This is a genomic window from Amycolatopsis sp. NPDC031561 (assembly GCF_055580625.1).
In genome coordinates this window covers 8,568-23,705 of the sequence record NZ_JBVILA010000010.1, presented here as the reverse complement: position 1 = coordinate 23,705, position 15,138 = coordinate 8,568, and the positions used below count along the sequence as shown (strand labels likewise).

Annotated in this window: 14 protein-coding genes; 2 read left to right on the top strand and 12 right to left on the bottom strand. The window is 68.5% G+C overall.

What is annotated here, in order from left to right; genetic code table 11:
* Window positions 1-52 precede the first annotated feature (52 nt).
* From ACZ5IK_RS21225 to ACZ5IK_RS21195, 7 genes are all read right to left on the bottom strand, one after another.
* Entirely contained in the window at window positions 53-1,180 is a 1,128-nt protein-coding gene (locus tag ACZ5IK_RS21225) for a CapA family protein (RefSeq protein WP_465489214.1), read from the bottom strand.
* 176 nt (window positions 1,181-1,356) lie between these two features.
* Window positions 1,357-2,673 carry a DNA polymerase IV gene (locus tag ACZ5IK_RS21220; protein ID WP_465489213.1) on the bottom strand — a complete coding sequence of 439 codons (1,317 nt, stop codon included), beginning with the start codon at window positions 2,671-2,673 and terminating at the stop codon, window positions 1,357-1,359.
* On the bottom strand, window positions 2,660-2,983 hold the full coding sequence (locus tag ACZ5IK_RS21215; RefSeq protein ID WP_020634259.1) for a transcriptional regulator: 324 nt from the start codon (window positions 2,981-2,983) through the stop codon (window positions 2,660-2,662). Before ACZ5IK_RS21215 ends, ACZ5IK_RS21220 begins: the two co-directional genes overlap by 14 nt.
* A complete protein-coding gene (locus tag ACZ5IK_RS21210; protein WP_465489212.1) occupies window positions 2,980-3,609 on the bottom strand; it encodes a hypothetical protein in 630 nt (209 codons plus the stop codon). The genes ACZ5IK_RS21215 and ACZ5IK_RS21210 overlap by 4 nt, the downstream gene beginning before the upstream one ends.
* Window positions 3,610-3,629: 20 nt before the next feature.
* Complete coding sequence (locus ACZ5IK_RS21205) at window positions 3,630-4,361, bottom strand: ABC transporter permease (RefSeq protein ID WP_465489211.1); 732 nt, start codon at window positions 4,359-4,361, stop codon at window positions 3,630-3,632.
* Complete coding sequence (locus ACZ5IK_RS21200; RefSeq protein ID WP_465489210.1) at window positions 4,358-5,260, bottom strand: ABC transporter ATP-binding protein; 903 nt, start codon at window positions 5,258-5,260, stop codon at window positions 4,358-4,360. Before ACZ5IK_RS21200 ends, ACZ5IK_RS21205 begins: the two co-directional genes overlap by 4 nt.
* 141 nt (window positions 5,261-5,401) lie before the next feature.
* Window positions 5,402-6,955: an alpha/beta hydrolase gene (locus ACZ5IK_RS21195; RefSeq protein ID WP_465489209.1), complete on the bottom strand. Its 1,554-nt coding sequence runs from the start codon at window positions 6,953-6,955 to the stop codon at window positions 5,402-5,404.
* A gap of 283 nt (window positions 6,956-7,238) precedes the next feature.
* Here ACZ5IK_RS21195 and ACZ5IK_RS21190 point away from each other — a divergent pair, with 283 nt between their 5' ends.
* Window positions 7,239-8,408, top strand: a complete 1,170-nt coding sequence (locus ACZ5IK_RS21190; RefSeq protein ID WP_465489208.1) for a macrolide family glycosyltransferase — start codon at window positions 7,239-7,241, stop codon at window positions 8,406-8,408.
* Between the two features lie 87 nt (window positions 8,409-8,495).
* Here the strand turns inward: ACZ5IK_RS21190 and ACZ5IK_RS21185 are convergent, their stop codons facing one another.
* From ACZ5IK_RS21185 to ACZ5IK_RS21165, 5 genes are all read right to left on the bottom strand, one after another.
* Window positions 8,496-10,226 (bottom strand): aminotransferase class V-fold PLP-dependent enzyme, encoded by a 1,731-nt coding sequence (locus ACZ5IK_RS21185; protein ID WP_465489207.1) that lies wholly within the window; start codon window positions 10,224-10,226, stop codon window positions 8,496-8,498.
* Entirely contained in the window at window positions 10,223-10,990 is a 768-nt protein-coding gene (locus ACZ5IK_RS21180) for an amino acid ABC transporter ATP-binding protein (RefSeq protein WP_465489206.1), read from the bottom strand. The genes ACZ5IK_RS21185 and ACZ5IK_RS21180 overlap by 4 nt, the downstream gene beginning before the upstream one ends.
* Entirely contained in the window at window positions 10,983-11,897 is a 915-nt protein-coding gene (locus ACZ5IK_RS21175; RefSeq protein ID WP_465489205.1) for an amino acid ABC transporter permease, read from the bottom strand. Before ACZ5IK_RS21175 ends, ACZ5IK_RS21180 begins: the two co-directional genes overlap by 8 nt.
* Window positions 11,884-12,846: an ABC transporter substrate-binding protein gene (locus ACZ5IK_RS21170; RefSeq protein WP_465489204.1), complete on the bottom strand. Its 963-nt coding sequence runs from the start codon at window positions 12,844-12,846 to the stop codon at window positions 11,884-11,886. Before ACZ5IK_RS21170 ends, ACZ5IK_RS21175 begins: the two co-directional genes overlap by 14 nt.
* Before the next feature lie 155 nt (window positions 12,847-13,001).
* Window positions 13,002-14,219, bottom strand: coding sequence for a glycosyl hydrolase family 8 (locus ACZ5IK_RS21165; RefSeq protein WP_465489203.1), 1,218 nt, complete (start codon window positions 14,217-14,219; stop codon window positions 13,002-13,004).
* 140 nt (window positions 14,220-14,359) lie between these two features.
* On the opposite strand from ACZ5IK_RS21165, the gene ACZ5IK_RS21160 reads away from it, so the two are divergent.
* The gene (locus ACZ5IK_RS21160) at window positions 14,360-14,761 is read left to right on the top strand and encodes a TIGR03618 family F420-dependent PPOX class oxidoreductase (RefSeq protein ID WP_101612937.1); all 402 of its coding nucleotides are present in this window, start codon (window positions 14,360-14,362) and stop codon (window positions 14,759-14,761) included.
* Window positions 14,762-15,138 lie beyond the last annotated feature (377 nt).

The window sequence follows — 15,138 nt, the reverse complement described above, 5'->3', positions numbered from 1 at the left end:
GCGCGGGTGGGCCGGACGAAGGGCCCGGCCCATCCGTGTCCCCGCCGGAAGCTCAGCGACCGGGGCGGGTCAACCCCTGGTCGCCGGCACCACGGCTGAGGACGACCTCGTCGGTGGCCTTGAGCGCGTCCGCACCGGCGTTCCCGCTCTGCCCCGCGGTCAGGTCGAGCAACCGGATCGGCGGGCCGAGCTGGACCAGCGTCGGGACGTACTCGGCCTTGTCGACCTTCCAGCGTTCGCCGTCCCGCACGAACCGGAACCGCGCGGCCGCCCCTTGTTCGGTCGAACCCTTCGGCTCCGAATGCCGGGCGACGCTGTTGCCGAGGCCGTAGGCGACCCATTTGCCGTTGATCTGCTCGAAGGGCTGCACGACGTGCGCGTGGTGGCCGATGATCAGGTCGATCGAGTCGTCACCGAGGAGTTTTTTCGCCAGTGAGCGCTGTTCGGCCGTCGGGTCGTGCTGGTACTCGGTGCCCCAGTGCAGGCTCGCGAGGACGACCTGGGCACCCGCCTTCCGCGCCGCCTTGGCCTGCGCGATCACGTCTTCGGCGTCGGTCTGGTTGACCAGCCAGGGTTTCCCCGAGGGCACCTTGATCCCGTTGAACCCGTAGGAGAAGGAGATCTGGGCGACCTTGACGCCCTTTACGTCGACGATCAGCGGCTTCTTCGCTTCTTCGGCCGAGCGTGCCGAGCCGGTGTGCTTGATCCCCGCCTCGTCGAGTTTGTCGAGCGTCCGCGTCGCGCCGTCCACACCCTGGTCGATCGTGTGGTTGGACGCCGTCGAGCAGTTGTCGTAGCCGGTGTCCTTGAGCGCGTCGACGATCTCCGGCGGCGCGCTGAACGACGGGTAGCCGCTGTAGGGCCCGCCCTTCGGCGCGAGCGGGGTCTCCAGATGGCAGATGCCGAGGTCGGCACCGGAGATCAGCGGTTTGATCCCGGCCAGGAGCGGCCGGTAGTCGATCGTGCCGCCACCGTCCTCCTTCGCCTGGTCGGTCAGCGCGGGATGGATCAGCACGTCGCCGGTCGCGACCACGGTGAACGCATCGCCGGGCGCCTGACTCGCCGTCGCCGGAGCCTCGGACGCGGCGGGCGGCTGCTGCTCGGGGGTGGAACTGCACGCGGTGAGCAGGAGGGCCGCGCCGAGGAGCGCGGTGGTCTGACGGGCGCGGGAGCTGAACATGGATTCCCTCGATCGGGTGACTGTCCCTTTCATCCTGCCTTACGGTGATCGCGCGCGACACTCCCCGCGTTTAGTCCTCTAGTTGCGGTCCTTGCACACGCAACTACCGCGTTTAGTCCTCTAGTTGCGGTAGTTCACCCTCGAACTACCGCAACTAGAGGACTAAACGCGGGGGGTCAGGCGAGGCAGTCGGAAGGGTCGCCTCGGTGGAGGGCCGGGTCGTCCTGGAGGAAGGTCCGCGCGACGCCCGGGCCGCTGGACCGCGTCTCGAACCGCACAGTCACCCGGCCGTGCCCGGCTCCCTGCACCCAGCCACTTCCGTGCGCGTCGTGCGCCACGTCGTCCCCGGGCCGCCAAGTCGAGGAGACGACGACCTCCGGCGCGGGCGCTCGCTCGACCAACGGCACGTCGGGAGCCGGGACGGCAAGGGTGAACAGCGGATCCTGATGCGGTACCGAAAGCCCGGAGAACGCGACCCCGGCCAGCCGCACCCCGCCGAATTCGGCGGGGTCGATGAGCAGCCGTTCCGCCATCGAGGCGAGCTGGTCGAATTCGTCGGTGGGCGAAGCCATCGTCTCCGACCGCGTCACCGTGCTGAAATCGGTGTGCCGCAGTTTCACCACCACCGTCCGCGCCACCCGGTCGGCGTTGACGAGCCGTTTGTGCGCGTGGACGGCGAGGTCGCGGACCTCGCGCCGCAGGCTCGCCAGGTCGATCAGGTCCCGGTCGAACGTCGTCTCCGCGCTGACCTGCTTGAGCTCCGCGCGGCCGGACACCGGCCGGTCGTCGGCGCCGGTGGCAAGGCGCCGCAGGTCCCGCCCGACCACACTGCCCAAAGTGGACACCGCGTCGGCCTCGGAGAGCGCGGTCAGCTGGCCCAGCGTCCGGACGCCGATCGCCCGCAGTTTCCCTTCCGCCACCGGGCCGATCCCCCACAGCACCCTGGTCGGCAACGGCGCGAGGAAGTCGCGTTCGGTGCCCTGGTCGACGACGAGCAGCCCGTCCGGTTTCGCCAGATCCGACGCGACCTTCGCGACCTGCTTCCCCGACGCCGCCCCGATCGACGCCACCAGCCCGATTTCGGACCGGATGTGCTCCCGCAGACGGGCACCGAACTCCCGCACCCCGGCCGACGACGCCCCGGCCAGCGACGGCGGTTCCGCGAAAGCCTCGTCGAGGGAGATCCGCTCCAGCACGGGCGCGTACTGGGCGACGAGGTCGAACACCCGCGTGCTCAGCAGTTCGTACAGTTTGAACCGCGGCGGCAGGATGACCCCGTTGGGTGGCAACAGCCGCCGGGCCTGCGACATCGGCATCGCCGATTTGATGCCGTGTTCCCGCGCCTGATAACTCGCCCCGGCGACCACGCCACGCGGGCCCGCGCCGCCGACCAGGACCGGACGATGGGCCAGGGTCGGCCGGGTCAGCTGTTCACAGGAGGCGTAGAACGCGTCCATGTCGAGGTGGATGACCCACCGGTCACGCCCGCCCATCGCCCGGTACCTCGAGAAGACGGTGCAAGGCCTTCGTGTACTCCTCGAACGCCGCCCGGCCCCTCGTAGTCAGCTCGACCAACGTCACCGGCGTGCGATGTTCGAACGCCTTGGTGATCTCGACGTAGCCTGCGTCCTCGAGTTTGCGCAGATGCGTCGACAGGTTGCCCGGTGTCATGTCCAGCAACTGCTGCAGCCGGGGGAAGGTGATGCGGTCCCCCGGTCCGAGGCTCGACAGCGCCACGGTGACCCGCAGCCGCGCCTGCGCGTGGATCACCGGATCGAGCTGGGGCAGCCCGTCTTCGCTCATCGCGACCGCACCAGGAAGACCAGCGACGCCACCAGGAAGCCACCGCCGCCCGCCAGGCTCAGCACGAGGAAGTTGTGCGGCCCCCCGGCCAGCACGCTCGCCGCGCCGCACGCGATGATCCACACGCCGAGGCCGTACTGCAGTTTGCTCTGCCACAGCATTCCGCCGGCGAGGTACATCAGGCCGGTCAGCATGAGCGAGGTCCCGGACCACAGCAACGGGATCAGCTCGGTGTCGAGGCCGAGCCGGATCAGCGCGGTGTTCACCACCGTCAGCCCGCCGAACGCGATCATCCAGCTCCACCCGTACATCGCCCCGACCAGCCGGGACGGCCCGCGCACGCCGCGGCCCGCCCGGATCCCGTAAATCGCCGAGCACGCCATCGCCCCGGCGAAACCGGCGACGGTGAGCGCGCCGGCGACCCACATCGGCATCAGGGCGGTGGGCGGCGCGGAGACGTAGACGAGCCCGAAACCGAACAGCCACACCAGTCCCCAGACGGCGAGCAGCACGGCCGGATTCGGCCCGATCTCACGCCGGGTGTCCTCCGTCTGCCTGGCGATGAGCGCGAGCGACTCCTCGGGCGTCATCGGCCGCGCGTCGTCGTCCCGTTCATCCTCCACCACTTCGGAAAGCTAACACGGGTTCACAGTCTCGCCGTGTCAAGCCGGAACCTCGCCATCACCACGAGGGCGGGCACCACCAGCCAGGCGGCGAGCACCAGGACCGCGGTCAGCGCGCCGGACCCGCCCAGCACCGGCGCGCGGCCGATCTCGCCGAGCCAGTACGTCGGCATGATGTACCCGGCGGTGTTCATCCAGCCGGGCAGGACCTGCAACGGGATCCACAGTCCGCCGAACATGCCCAGCGGCAGCATCAGCGCGCCGGTCACCGCCTGCACGGTGTCGCCCTTGCCGAACATGCCGATCATCAGGCCCAGCACCGCGAACGGCAGCGCGCCGAGCCACAGCGCGCCGAAGATCGTCAGCCACTGGCCGGTTTCGAGCCGGATGCCGCGGATCATGCCCGCCGCGAAGATCACCAGCAGCACCGGCAGCGCGACGAACAATCCCGCCGACACCTTGACCATCAGATAGCCCGGCGCCCGCATCGGCGTCAGCCGCAGGGTGCGCTGCCAGCCGTCGGTGCGCTCGGTGGCGACGCGGGTGCCGGTGAACAGCGCGGCGGTCATGGCGCCGTACGCGGCCATGTTCACCATGGTCACCGTCGCGGTCGAGATCCCCGGAGCGATCTCGCGGGCGCCGAAGATCCCGCCGAACAACAGGAACATCGCCAGCGGCATGCCGATGGTGAACAGCGCGAACTGCGGGCTGCGGACGATGCGCTTGATCTCCAGCGCGAGGTAAGTCAGGTTCATCTCAAGGCTCCTTCGGCCTCATCGGCGGTCAGCGCGATGAAGGCCTCTTCCAGTCCCACGGCGGTGATTTCGATGTTCGCGGCGAGCGGGAACTCACGCAGCAGACCGCGGATGGCGGCGTCGGAATCGGCGCAGCTGAGCTCCGCGTGCCCGGCCCGCAGCACCGCGCGCGACACCCCGGGCAGCGCGGCGAGCTCGGCCTCGGTGGCATCCGGGACGGCGGCGCGCAGCACCCGGCCGGCCACCGCGGCCCGGACCTCGCCGACCGGCCCGTCCGCGACGACCCCGCCGTGCCGCATCAGCACGACACGGTCCGCGTAGTCCTCCGCCTCGGCGAGGTAGTGCGTCGCGAAGAGGACCGTGCGGCCCGTCTCGGTGTACTCGCGCATCGCCGCCCAGAAGCGGCGCCGCCCGTCGACGTCCATGGCCGCGGTCGGCTCGTCGAGCACCAGCAGATCCGGATCGCCGACCAGCGCGAGCGCGAACCGCACCCGCTGCTGCTCGCCACCGGAGAGCTTCCCGCAGCGGCGGTTCGCGTACTCGGTGACGCCGGCGCGCTTGAGGACCTCGCGGATGGGCAGCGGATCCCGGTGCAGCGAGGCGAACAGGCCGACGAGCTCGGCGACGGTGGCGTCCCTGAGCAGCGTCCCGTTCTGCGCCATCGCGCCGACCATCCCCCGGTCCATCGCCTCGGCCGCGCTGAGCCCGGCGACGCGGACCTGACCCGCGTCAGGCCTGGTCAGGCCCAGCAGCATGTCGATCGTGGTCGACTTGCCCGCGCCGTTCGGCCCGAGCAGCGCCACGACCTCCCCCGGTGCGACCCGCACACTGACGTCGTCGACGGCCAGGACGTCGCCGAAGCGCTTCACCAGCCCTTCGAGGCTGAACGCGTCCGCCATGACTTTCCCCCTTCGAGCACTCTGAACTACAAAGTCGATACGTACTTTGTAACACAAAGTCCCCTGCTCTGGAAACCCCGGAGCGCGTGAAGGCCCCCTTCCCGCGGCTGAGCCGAGGGAAGGGGGCCTTCACGGGACTACTTAGGCGGGCACCCGGGAGGTGGCCGCGTCAGCGGCTGCCGGAACCGGAGGGGGCACCGGGAGCGGCAGCGGCGCGCATTCGACGTCGGCCGTCCGCCCTGGCTTGCGCGCGGGCAGCGCACCGGTGGCCAGGTAGTCGGCGATCTTGTTGTCGACGCAGGCGTTGCCGCGCGGAGTGATCGCGTGACTCGTGCCGCCCGGCTCACCGATCAGGCGAGCGCCGGGGAACCGGCTACGCACCTCGAGGCTGCCTTCGTACGGCGTCGCCGCGTCGAGCGTCTCGCCGATCATCAGCACACTCGGCACCTTCTTGCCGTCGACCTTGACAGGCTTGCCGGGTTTCGCGGGCCAGTACAGGCAAGGGCCGTTGTACCAGGCGTTCTGCCAGGTGAAGTACGGCGCCTTCTGGTAGGTCCGCCAGTTGTCGTGCTTCCACTGCTGCCAGCTCTGCGGCCATTTCACGTCCGAGCACTGGACGGCGAGATAGACGGCGTAACCGTTGTCGTCGCCGCGTCCGCCGAAGGTCTCGAACAGCCCCTTCATCGTTTGCCAGTCACCCTTGTTGACGAACTTCGCGAGCGCGTCACCGAGCAGTGTCCAGCGCAGCTGGTAGTAGGAGGCCTGGTTGAAGACGTCGAGGAACTCGTCCGGCCCGACGTAGCCGCCCGCCGGGACCGCGCGCAGCTTCTTCAGCTGCTCGTCGAAGACCTGCTTCACCGCGGCCTGCGTCTTGCCGAGGTGGTAGACGTCGTCGTGCGACGCGACCCAGCCGAACCAGATGTTGAGGTTGACGTCGTAGGCGAGGTCCTGGTTCAGGTTGGCCTGGTACCAGACATTGCGGGGGTCCACAGTGGAATCGAGGACCATCCGGCGGACGTGCTGCGGGAACAGCGTCCCGTACACCTGGCCGAGATAGGTGCCGTAGGAGTACCCGTAGAAGTTCAACTGCTCGGCGCCGAGCGCCTTGCGGATGCTCTCCATGTCCTGGACCGTGTCGGTCGTCTTGATGTTCTCCAGCAGGGCGCGGCTGTTGTTCTTCGCGCACGCGTCGGCGTAGGACTTCGAGCGCTGCAACCAGGTCTTCTCCAGGTGCCGCGTCGTCGGCACGTATTCCGGCCGGTTGTAGTCCATGTAGTTCGGGATGCACGAAAGCGCGGGCTTGCTGGACCCGACGCCGCGCGGGTCGAAACCGACCCAGTCGTAGGCGTCACCGGCGTGGTTCGGCACGCGCGTGCCGCGGGTCGCGAGCAGCAGTCCGGAACCGCCGGGGCCACCGGGGTTGGTGAGCATGACGCCCTGATACTGCGCTTCGGGCGTCTTGTGCTTGACGCGGCTGAGCGCGAGCTGGATCTTCTCGCCGCGCGGGCGCGAGTAATCGAGCGGAACGGACAGGTATCCGCACTCGGCGCCGGCGTTGATCAACGTCTGGTCGGTACACGCCCCCCAGGTGATGGTCTCGGCGGGTTGCGCCGCTTCTGCCGCACCGGCGGGCGCGGTCACCGCGACCGAGGCGAGCGTGGCGACGGCCAGCGCGGTGATGAGCACACGTCTCAAGGTTTTCCCTTTCCCTCCAGAGGTGAAAGCCCCGAAACCCTATCCACGTCCATGACCTGCGGAAGCCCTTCGGCGAAGGTCCCTACCAACGGCGGGTCCCGATCGCGGCAAACCGGGCAACCGGTTAATCGGTGGGGAGGCCGTGGTGCGGGCGCTAGGCTGTCGATCATGATCTGCCGAATCCGCATGCGCACCGCCTGAGACGGCGTGACCGCAGGGCCCCCGCGATCGGGAGGCCCCTTTTCCGCGCGCCGTCTGACGTCACGACCTCAGACAGGATCTCATGCAGAACCACATCGCGATGATCGGCTGTACCGCGCCGAGCCACATCTATCCCTCGCTGGCCGTCATCCGTGAGCTGATCGCTCGCGGGCATCGGGTCAGCTACGTCGTCGGCGAACCGCTCACCGGGCTGATCGAGCCGACCGGCGCCGAGGTGGTCGCGCATCCGTCGATCCTCCCGCTCGGCGACCAGTCGGCGTGGCCGGAGGACCCGGCGTCCCAGATGCGGGTCTTCCTCGACGAAGGCATCCAGGCGATGCCGGTGCTGACCGATTTCTACGACGAGAACCGCCCGGACCTGCTGCTGTACGACATCGGCGGTCTCCCGGCGCCGCTCCTGGCCAGGCGCTACGGCGTCCCGGCCGTGCAGCTGTCCCCGACGTATGTCGCCTGGGACGGCTACGAAGAGGACATGGCCGAGATCCTGACCTCGATCCGGACCTCACCGTCCGGAAAGGACTATTTCGCCACTTTCACCCGGTGGCTGAACGAGAACGGGATCGAGGCCGACGCCTGGGACTGGATCTCCCATCCGGAGCAGGTGCTCGCGCTGCTGCCGAGGGCGATGCAGCCCAACGTCGAACGGGTGCCGTCGTCGGTCCGGTTCGTCGGCCCGGCGCTGGACCCGGAACGCCTCGCCGACCGGAGCTGGACGCCGCCTTCGAGCGGCAAGAAGGTCCTGCTGATGTCCCTCGGCACGGCGTTCACCGATCAGATCGACCTGTTCCGCGCGTGCGTGGACGGGTTCCGCGACTCGGACTGGCACGTGGTCATCTCGATCGGGCAGACCGATCCGGCCGACCTCGGGCCGCTGCCGGAGCACATCGAGGTGCACCCGTCCGTCCCGCAACTCGCCGTGCTGGAGGCCGCGTCGGCGTTCATCACGCACGCCGGCATGGGCGGCAGCACGGAATCGCTGTGGTACGGCGTGCCGACCGTCGCGATCCCGCTGGCCACCGACGGTTTCGGCAACGCGGCGAAGCTGGCGGAACTGGGCGTCGGCGAGGAGCTCGCGGCGTCGGACGTGACGGCTTCCGTGTTGCGTGCCGCCGTCGAGAGGGTGGCCGGGTCGCCTTCGGTCGCGGCTCGCCTTGCCGAGGTCCGTGCTGAGACGCGGGGGAACGGCGGGATCGAGCGGGCGGCGGACGCCGTGGAGTCCTTCCTGAAGTAGCTCCTGTACCGCTTCACCGATGCTATGAAAGGCCCGTTACTTGCAAATTTTGCAAGTAACGGGCCTTTCATAGCGCGCGCGGGAGCGTCAGGTGCCTCGGATCTCGTTCAGGTAGTTGTAGATCGTGTACCGCGTGACGTCGAGTTCCCCGGCGAGGTGGTCCACCGAGTCCTTGATGAGGAAGAACCCCGCCTCGTCCAGTTCCCGGACCACGGCCGCCTTGTGCCGCTTCTTCATCAGGTCCACCGGGATCCCGGCCTTCGTGACCGCTCGCCCGACGAGGAACCGCTGCAGGCTGTCGACGTCCGGCGGGAACGTCTCGGGTTCGTGCCCGTTGGCCTTCGGCGCCCCGTCGGTCAGCCGGTTGACGCACAGGCAGCCGATCGCGACCCCGTCGGCGTCCCGCAGGAACAGCGTCGAGGAGCGGATCGCGCGTCCGTCGGGGCCGTGGGTTTCGTAGTTCGTCAGGTCCTGTGTGGTGCCGCGGCGGACCAGGCCGAGCAGCAGGTCCGTCATCGGACCGCCGACCGTCCGGCCGGTGAGGTCACCCGCGATGGCGACGATCGAGTCCGGCAGCCTGCTCAGATCGTGCAGCAGGACTTCGTTGCCCGGCCCCAGCATCGCCGCGAGCGCGTGCACCGCCGGGACGAGCGCGGTGAGCAGATCCCCCGACGCCTGCCCGGCGACCGGAACGGGCACTCCCACCACGCTGACCGGTTTCGTCAGCCGTTCCAACGCCGAGCGCACCAGTTCCGCCGTGCTCGCCGGAGTCGACGCGTGCGGGGACAGCCGGACGTGCTCCGGCCGTATGGTCACGGCGATCCCGGCGTTCGCCAGCGCGGAGCCGACCTGTTCGGCGGCGTGGCCGGGCACGGTGAACGCGAGGATCCCGGCCCGCCGCTCGACGGCCGAAACCACCTCGCCGCCCACGGATTTCACGACTTCTTCGAGCTCTCCGACGCGTTCGGCGATCCGTCCGGCGATGGCCGCGACACCCGCCTCTTCCACCAATTCCAGTGCGGCCGCGAACGCGCCCGAGGTGATCGGGCTCAGGTTCGAGAGCGACCACGCGGCCGCGGTGTCGTCGGCCGGATGGATCTCGTCGTCGAACAGGCCCGGGTCACGGGCGCCGGTCCAGCCGGACAGGATGGGCTCCATCCGTTCCAGCGCCCGGTCGGACAGGACGGCGAAGCCGGTGCCCCAGCCCGCCCGCAGCCACTTCTGGCCGCCGACGACGAGCACGTCCGCGACCTCCCACGGCGCCTCGGTCACCCCGAAGCCCTGGATGCCGTCGACGACGAGAAGCCTGTCTCCCACCACCTCGCGGATCGCCGCCAGATCGGCGCGGTACCCGGTGCGGAAGTCGACTGCGCTCACGCTGACCAGCGACGTCTCCGGTGTCAGGGCCGCCTTGACAGCGTCCGCCGTGACGTTCCCCAGCGGCAGCCGGCGCACTGTCAGCCGTCCTGCCTGTTCGGCCCGCGCCCACGGGTACGTGTTGGCCGGGAACTCCGACGCCGAGACCAGCGCCTCGCCGCCCGGGGCGTTGAACGCGGCCTGGAACAACCCGAGACTGGTGTGCGGCAACAGCACCGTGTGGTCGGTGTCGCTGCCGGAAAGCCGCGCTGCGGCGGCCTTCGCACGGGTCTCCTGCCGCATCAGGTCGTCCACAGTGGACGGACCGGCCTTGGTCGAGGCGTCGAGCAGGCTCGCCGTCGTGTCGAGCACGGCGTGCGACGGCGGCCCGAACCGGGCGAAGTCGAGGTACCCGGCCGGTTCGCCGAACTGCAGCAGGTACCGCGGCGAGATCCGCGTCATGCGAGGACCCGTGCCAGGAACTGCTGGGTCCGCTCGTGCTTCGGCGAACTCAGGATCTCCCCCGGCGGACCGGTCTCGACGACCGCACCGTCGGCCATGAACACCACCTCGTCCGCGGCCTCGGCCGCGAACCCCATTTCGTGCGTCACCACGACCATCGTCATCCCCTCCGCGGCCAACGTACCCATCACCGCCAGCACCTCGCCCACGAGTTCCGGGTCGAGCGCCGAGGTCGGCTCGTCGAACAGCATCAGCTTCGGTTTCATCGCGAGCGACCGGGCGATCGCGACCCGCTGCTGCTGCCCGCCCGACAACTGTGCCGGATAGGCGTCGGCCCGCTGCGCGAGGCCGACCCTGTCCAGCAGGCCGAGCGCCTGTTCCCGGGCTTCGTCGGCCGGGACGCCGAGCACCCGCACCGGCCCCTCGACGATGTTCTGCAGCGCCGTCCGGTGCCCGAACAGGTTGAACCGCTGGAACACCATGCCGATGTCGCGCCGCTGACGGGCGACTTCGCGTTCCTTCAGCTCGTACAGCTTCCCGTTCTTCAGGCGGAATCCGATCGGCTCGCCGTCGACCCAGACCTGTCCGGCGTCGATCGTCTCCAGATGGTTGACGCAGCGCAGGAACGTGCTCTTCCCCGCGCCGGACGGGCCGAGCAGGCAGACCACCTGTCCTTTGTGGACTTCGAGGTCGATCCCGCTCAGCACTTCGGTGTGGCCGTAGCTCTTGCGGACTCCGACGGCCTTGAGCAGCGGCTCAGCCACGTTCACTCCTCACCAGCGGCGCGGTGCGCAAAGCCTTGGCGGCACGGGAAAACGGACTTCGCGACCGGTCTTCGGAGTCGAAGGCCCGCTCCAGATAGTGCTGCCCGACCCCGGCGACGGTCACCACGACCATGTACCAGACCGCGGCGGCCAGCAGCGTCTCCATCACCAGCAGATTGTTGGACGAGATGTTGTTCGCGGCGTGGATCAGTTCGGTCACGCCGATCACCGACGCCATCGAAGTCCCCTTGAGCATGTTGATGAAGTCGTTGCCGGTCGGCGGGATGATCACCCGCATCGCCTGCGGCAGCACCACCCGGCGCAACGTCGCGCCCGGTGACATCCCGATCGACTTCGCCGCCTCCGTCTGTCCACTGTCGACACTGTTCAGGCCGGCGCGGACGATCTCCGCCATGTACGCGCTTTCGTTGAGCGCCAAGCCGAGCAGCGCCGCGGTGAACGCGGTGATCAGCACGTTGGTCTGCTCGTGCAGCAGGTAGCCGCCGAACGGCAGCGGGATCGAGATGGACTCGAAGACCAGCGCCAGGTTGTACCAGATCAGGATCTGCAGCAGCACCGGAAGCCCGCGGAACAGCCAGATGTAGCCTGCCGCGAACCAGCGCGCCACCGGATTCGCCGACCGGCGCATCAACGCGATCACGATCCCGATGACGATCGCCGAACCCTGCGCGATCACCGCGAGCAGCACGGTGTTGAGCAGACCGACCGCCATCACCCGGTACCACAGGAACTCCGGGACGGAATCCCACTGGATCTGGGCGTTCCCGAGCGCGATCCCGAGCAGGACCAGCAACACGAGGATGACGACGGCGCTGACCCAGCGGCCCCAGTGCCTCAGCCGGACGATCGGCAGCGGCTGAATGGTTGACCGCCTAGCTTCCGCCATTGAGCTTCGCCTCCTTGACCGCGCCCTGCTCGACGCCCCAGGCCTGGAGGATCTTGCCGTACGAGCCGTCGGCGATCAGGGACTGCAAGGCCTTCTGGACGGACTCGGCCAGCGGCTTGTTCTCCTTGTTGACGCCGATGCCGTACGGCCCGCCGTTGAGCGGCTCACCGGGGACGACCTCGAAGAACTTGCCCTCGCCCGCGGTCCGCGAGATGTAGACCGCACTGGGCAGGTCGTTGAGGATGGCGGCGACCCGCCCGGTGCGGAGCTGGTTCTGGTTCTGGGTGTCGCTGTCCGTCGCGGTCACGGTGAGCGCGGGCTTGCCGCCCTGCGTGCATTTGCCGTTCTGTTCTTCGGCGAACTTCTGGTGGCTCGTGCCCTGCACGACCGCGACGTTCTTGCCGCACAAAGCGTCCGGGCCGGAGATCTGGTCGGGATTTCCCTTGCGGACCATGATCGTGATGCCGGAGGAGAAGTAGTCGACGAAATCGATCTGCGCCTGACGGGTCTTGGTGTCGTTCATCGCGGCCATCGTGAGATCGACGCGGCCGGACTGGAGACTCGTGATCAGCGAACCGAACGCCATGTCCTGGTGGTGCACGGTGACGCCCAGCTTCTTGCCGATGGCCTTGGCGAGGTCGACCTCGTAGCCGATCGGGGTCTTGCCGTCGGCGGCGTAGAAGTTGTTGGGCGCGGACTGCAGGTTCGACGCCAGGTGCAGCATCCCGGCCTGCGTGTATTTCGCGGGCAGGGCGACGGCGGCGTCCTTCTGGACGGCCTCGATCAGGGCGGTCGTGTCCGGGATCGCGGCGGGCGCCCCCGGTGCCGCGGGTTCCTGGCCGCCTGCCCCGTCGGGCCCGCCTCCGCAGGCCGCGGTGACGAGTGCGGCCAGGCCGGTGAGCACGGCCAAGCGCCAGGTTCGGGTCAGGGTGAGCGGCGTCGACGGCATGACGGACCTCCACAGGCTTCGGATGGTCGCCGACGCTACAACTGGCTGTTGAAGAGGTCAACTGAGTGTTGAAATCCTGTCCGGTGGATGTCCGTTTCGCGCGTGAAGGCCCCCTTCCCTCGGCTGAGCCGAGGGAAGGGGGCCTTCACGGGAGGTCAGACAGCGATGTAGTTACCGGAGAGGATGAGCAGGACCTGCACGGTGATGCCGGTGCCGTAGTAGTCCGTGGCGTTCGGCGTCCAGGTGGTGACGCGGGTCCACAGCTTGTCCAGCCAGGCCTGGCTGCCCGGGTCGTTCATCGCCGCGATGGCGAACGACGCGGTGAAGCAGGGGTGTTGACCCGACTCGCCGGAGATCTTGGCGCCCGACAGCGTGTAGCCGGTGGTGATCTTGGCCGGGTCGCCGCCGGTCGTCTGCTGGATCCAGGTGTTCATCTTCCGCACCTGGCCCTGCGCCGGACTGCCCGAGACGGTGACACCGTCGACGCCGAGGCGCCACGGGTCACGGCAGGCGTTGTAGCTGTACTTGTCGTCCTTGCCTTCGAGGAAGTCCGCCGGGGCGGGCTTCGGCGTGGAGTTGGTGTTGACGACGAAGTCCGGGATCAGCCCGGTCTTCGGCGCGTACTGCTGCTGGAGCTGGGTGACGGCCTGCTCCTGCCGGGTGCGGACCTGACCCCAGAACGAGTCGCCGGTGGCCTTCTCGAAGGCACGGAGGTGACCCGGCATCCAGTCGGAAGACCGCGAGCTGTTGATGTACTTGCCCTCGTCGGCCCAGTCGGCCAGCCGCATGAACTTGGTGGTGGGGTGCACCTCGCTGCGCTTGATCGCCTTGATGATCCGCTGCGCCTCGGCCTTGTAGTTCACCGAGCCGCCGCTGCCCCAGACCTTGTCGGCGATGAGCAGGCCGTAGGCGATTTCGAGGTCGCCGTCGGTCGCCGAGTCGGTGCCGTTGACGCTCTTGCAGCTCGCGTCCTGCTCGGCGGCGTGGAGGTCCTTGTCGATCGACGAGGGGTGCGCCTTCACGAACTTCAGGATGCCGTCGACCACGGAGCGGGCCTGCGGGTCCTTGTCGCCCATCATGGCCGCGATGGTCATCCCGTAACCCTGACCCTCGGCGACGAAGGCGTGGTCGGCGTCCGGCGCCTTGACCGCGTAGGTGCCCGTCCCGCACTTGGTGGTGAGGAAGTTCTTCTTCCAGAAGTCGTAGTACTTGGCGAGTGCCGCGTCCTGCGTCGCCTGGGACACCGACGGGCGGAGAACACCCGGCAGGTAAGGGGTTCCTTGAGCGGTGGCCGCGGTGGCGGGGGCGGTCGTGGCGACCAGCCCGGCGGTCAGCGCGGCCGCGGCCAGCACTGTCCGAACGGTCTTTCTCATGGCTCCTCCGGAAACGTCGTTGGTGGCGGCGGCGCTTTTCGAGGGTGACATCCGGGTCTGCCAAAAACAAGAGAGTTAAGAAAGTTTCCTTACTATTACCTCAAATGACGCTTACGTGAACGGTGGCCTAGCGTGAGCACATGACGATCGACCTGAGCGCGCGCGGCGAGACCTTCCGGGAATTCTGGACCGAACGGCATCTCGCCACCCTGACCACCGTCCGCCCCGACGGGACCCCGCACGTCGTCGCCGTCGGGGTCACCGTGGACTTCGAGACCGGGATCGCCCGCGTGATCACGTTCCGCTCGTCCAAGAAGGCCCGGATGATCAAGGAAGCGGACGAAAAGGGCATTCCGGTCGCCGCCTGCCAGATCGACGGCCCGCGATGGTCCACTTTGGAGGGACGCGCGGTGCTGCGCGAGGATCCGGAGTCGGTGCGTGACGCCGAAAACCGTTACGCCGCGCGCTATCGGGAGCCCAAACCGAACCCGGAGCGCGTGGTCATCGAGATCACCGTGACCCGGGTGCTCGGCAACGCCTGACGCGGGACCAGCCCCGGTTTGCGAGGGGGTCGTGAGTGGCAAAGAGCGTTACTGAGGAGGAGGGCAAACGTGGCGTGCTCGTGTCGTTTTCGGCGTCGGTCGTGGGGTGGAGCCAGGGCTGGAAGTGCCGGCTGTGTGATCAGAGACGGATCACGTGTGCTTGGAGCCGGATCTCACGTGATCGGGAGACGCTCACGGAGTTCGCCTTCTGATCACGCGAGATCCGGCTCCAATCACGCGAGTCACGCCTTCGAACACCTTGGGTTCAGCCACAACGCAACCGGGAAGGCCACACCAGCCTCCCGGGACGTCGCGAAAGCCACTTTCGGGACCCAAGATCCCCAAAAAGGGGTTTTTTGCACCAAGCACCTGGCTCC

Coding starts and splice junctions, on each gene's coding strand:
- ACZ5IK_RS21200 (WP_465489210.1), bottom strand. CDS start 5,260: ATGGCGGACGCGTTCAGCCTCGAAGGGCTGGTGAAGCGCTTCGGCGAC.
- ACZ5IK_RS21225 (WP_465489214.1), bottom strand. CDS start 1,180: ATGTTCAGCTCCCGCGCCCGTCAGACCACCGCGCTCCTCGGCGCGGCC.
- ACZ5IK_RS21160 (WP_101612937.1), top strand. CDS start 14,360: ATGACGATCGACCTGAGCGCGCGCGGCGAGACCTTCCGGGAATTCTGG.
- ACZ5IK_RS21190 (WP_465489208.1), top strand. CDS start 7,239: ATGCAGAACCACATCGCGATGATCGGCTGTACCGCGCCGAGCCACATC.
- ACZ5IK_RS21215 (WP_020634259.1), bottom strand. CDS start 2,983: ATGAGCGAAGACGGGCTGCCCCAGCTCGATCCGGTGATCCACGCGCAG.
- ACZ5IK_RS21165 (WP_465489203.1), bottom strand. CDS start 14,219: ATGAGAAAGACCGTTCGGACAGTGCTGGCCGCGGCCGCGCTGACCGCC.
- ACZ5IK_RS21170 (WP_465489204.1), bottom strand. CDS start 12,846: ATGCCGTCGACGCCGCTCACCCTGACCCGAACCTGGCGCTTGGCCGTG.
- ACZ5IK_RS21205 (WP_465489211.1), bottom strand. CDS start 4,361: ATGAACCTGACTTACCTCGCGCTGGAGATCAAGCGCATCGTCCGCAGC.
- ACZ5IK_RS21220 (WP_465489213.1), bottom strand. CDS start 2,673: ATGGGCGGGCGTGACCGGTGGGTCATCCACCTCGACATGGACGCGTTC.
- ACZ5IK_RS21185 (WP_465489207.1), bottom strand. CDS start 10,226: ATGACGCGGATCTCGCCGCGGTACCTGCTGCAGTTCGGCGAACCGGCC.
- ACZ5IK_RS21175 (WP_465489205.1), bottom strand. CDS start 11,897: ATGGCGGAAGCTAGGCGGTCAACCATTCAGCCGCTGCCGATCGTCCGG.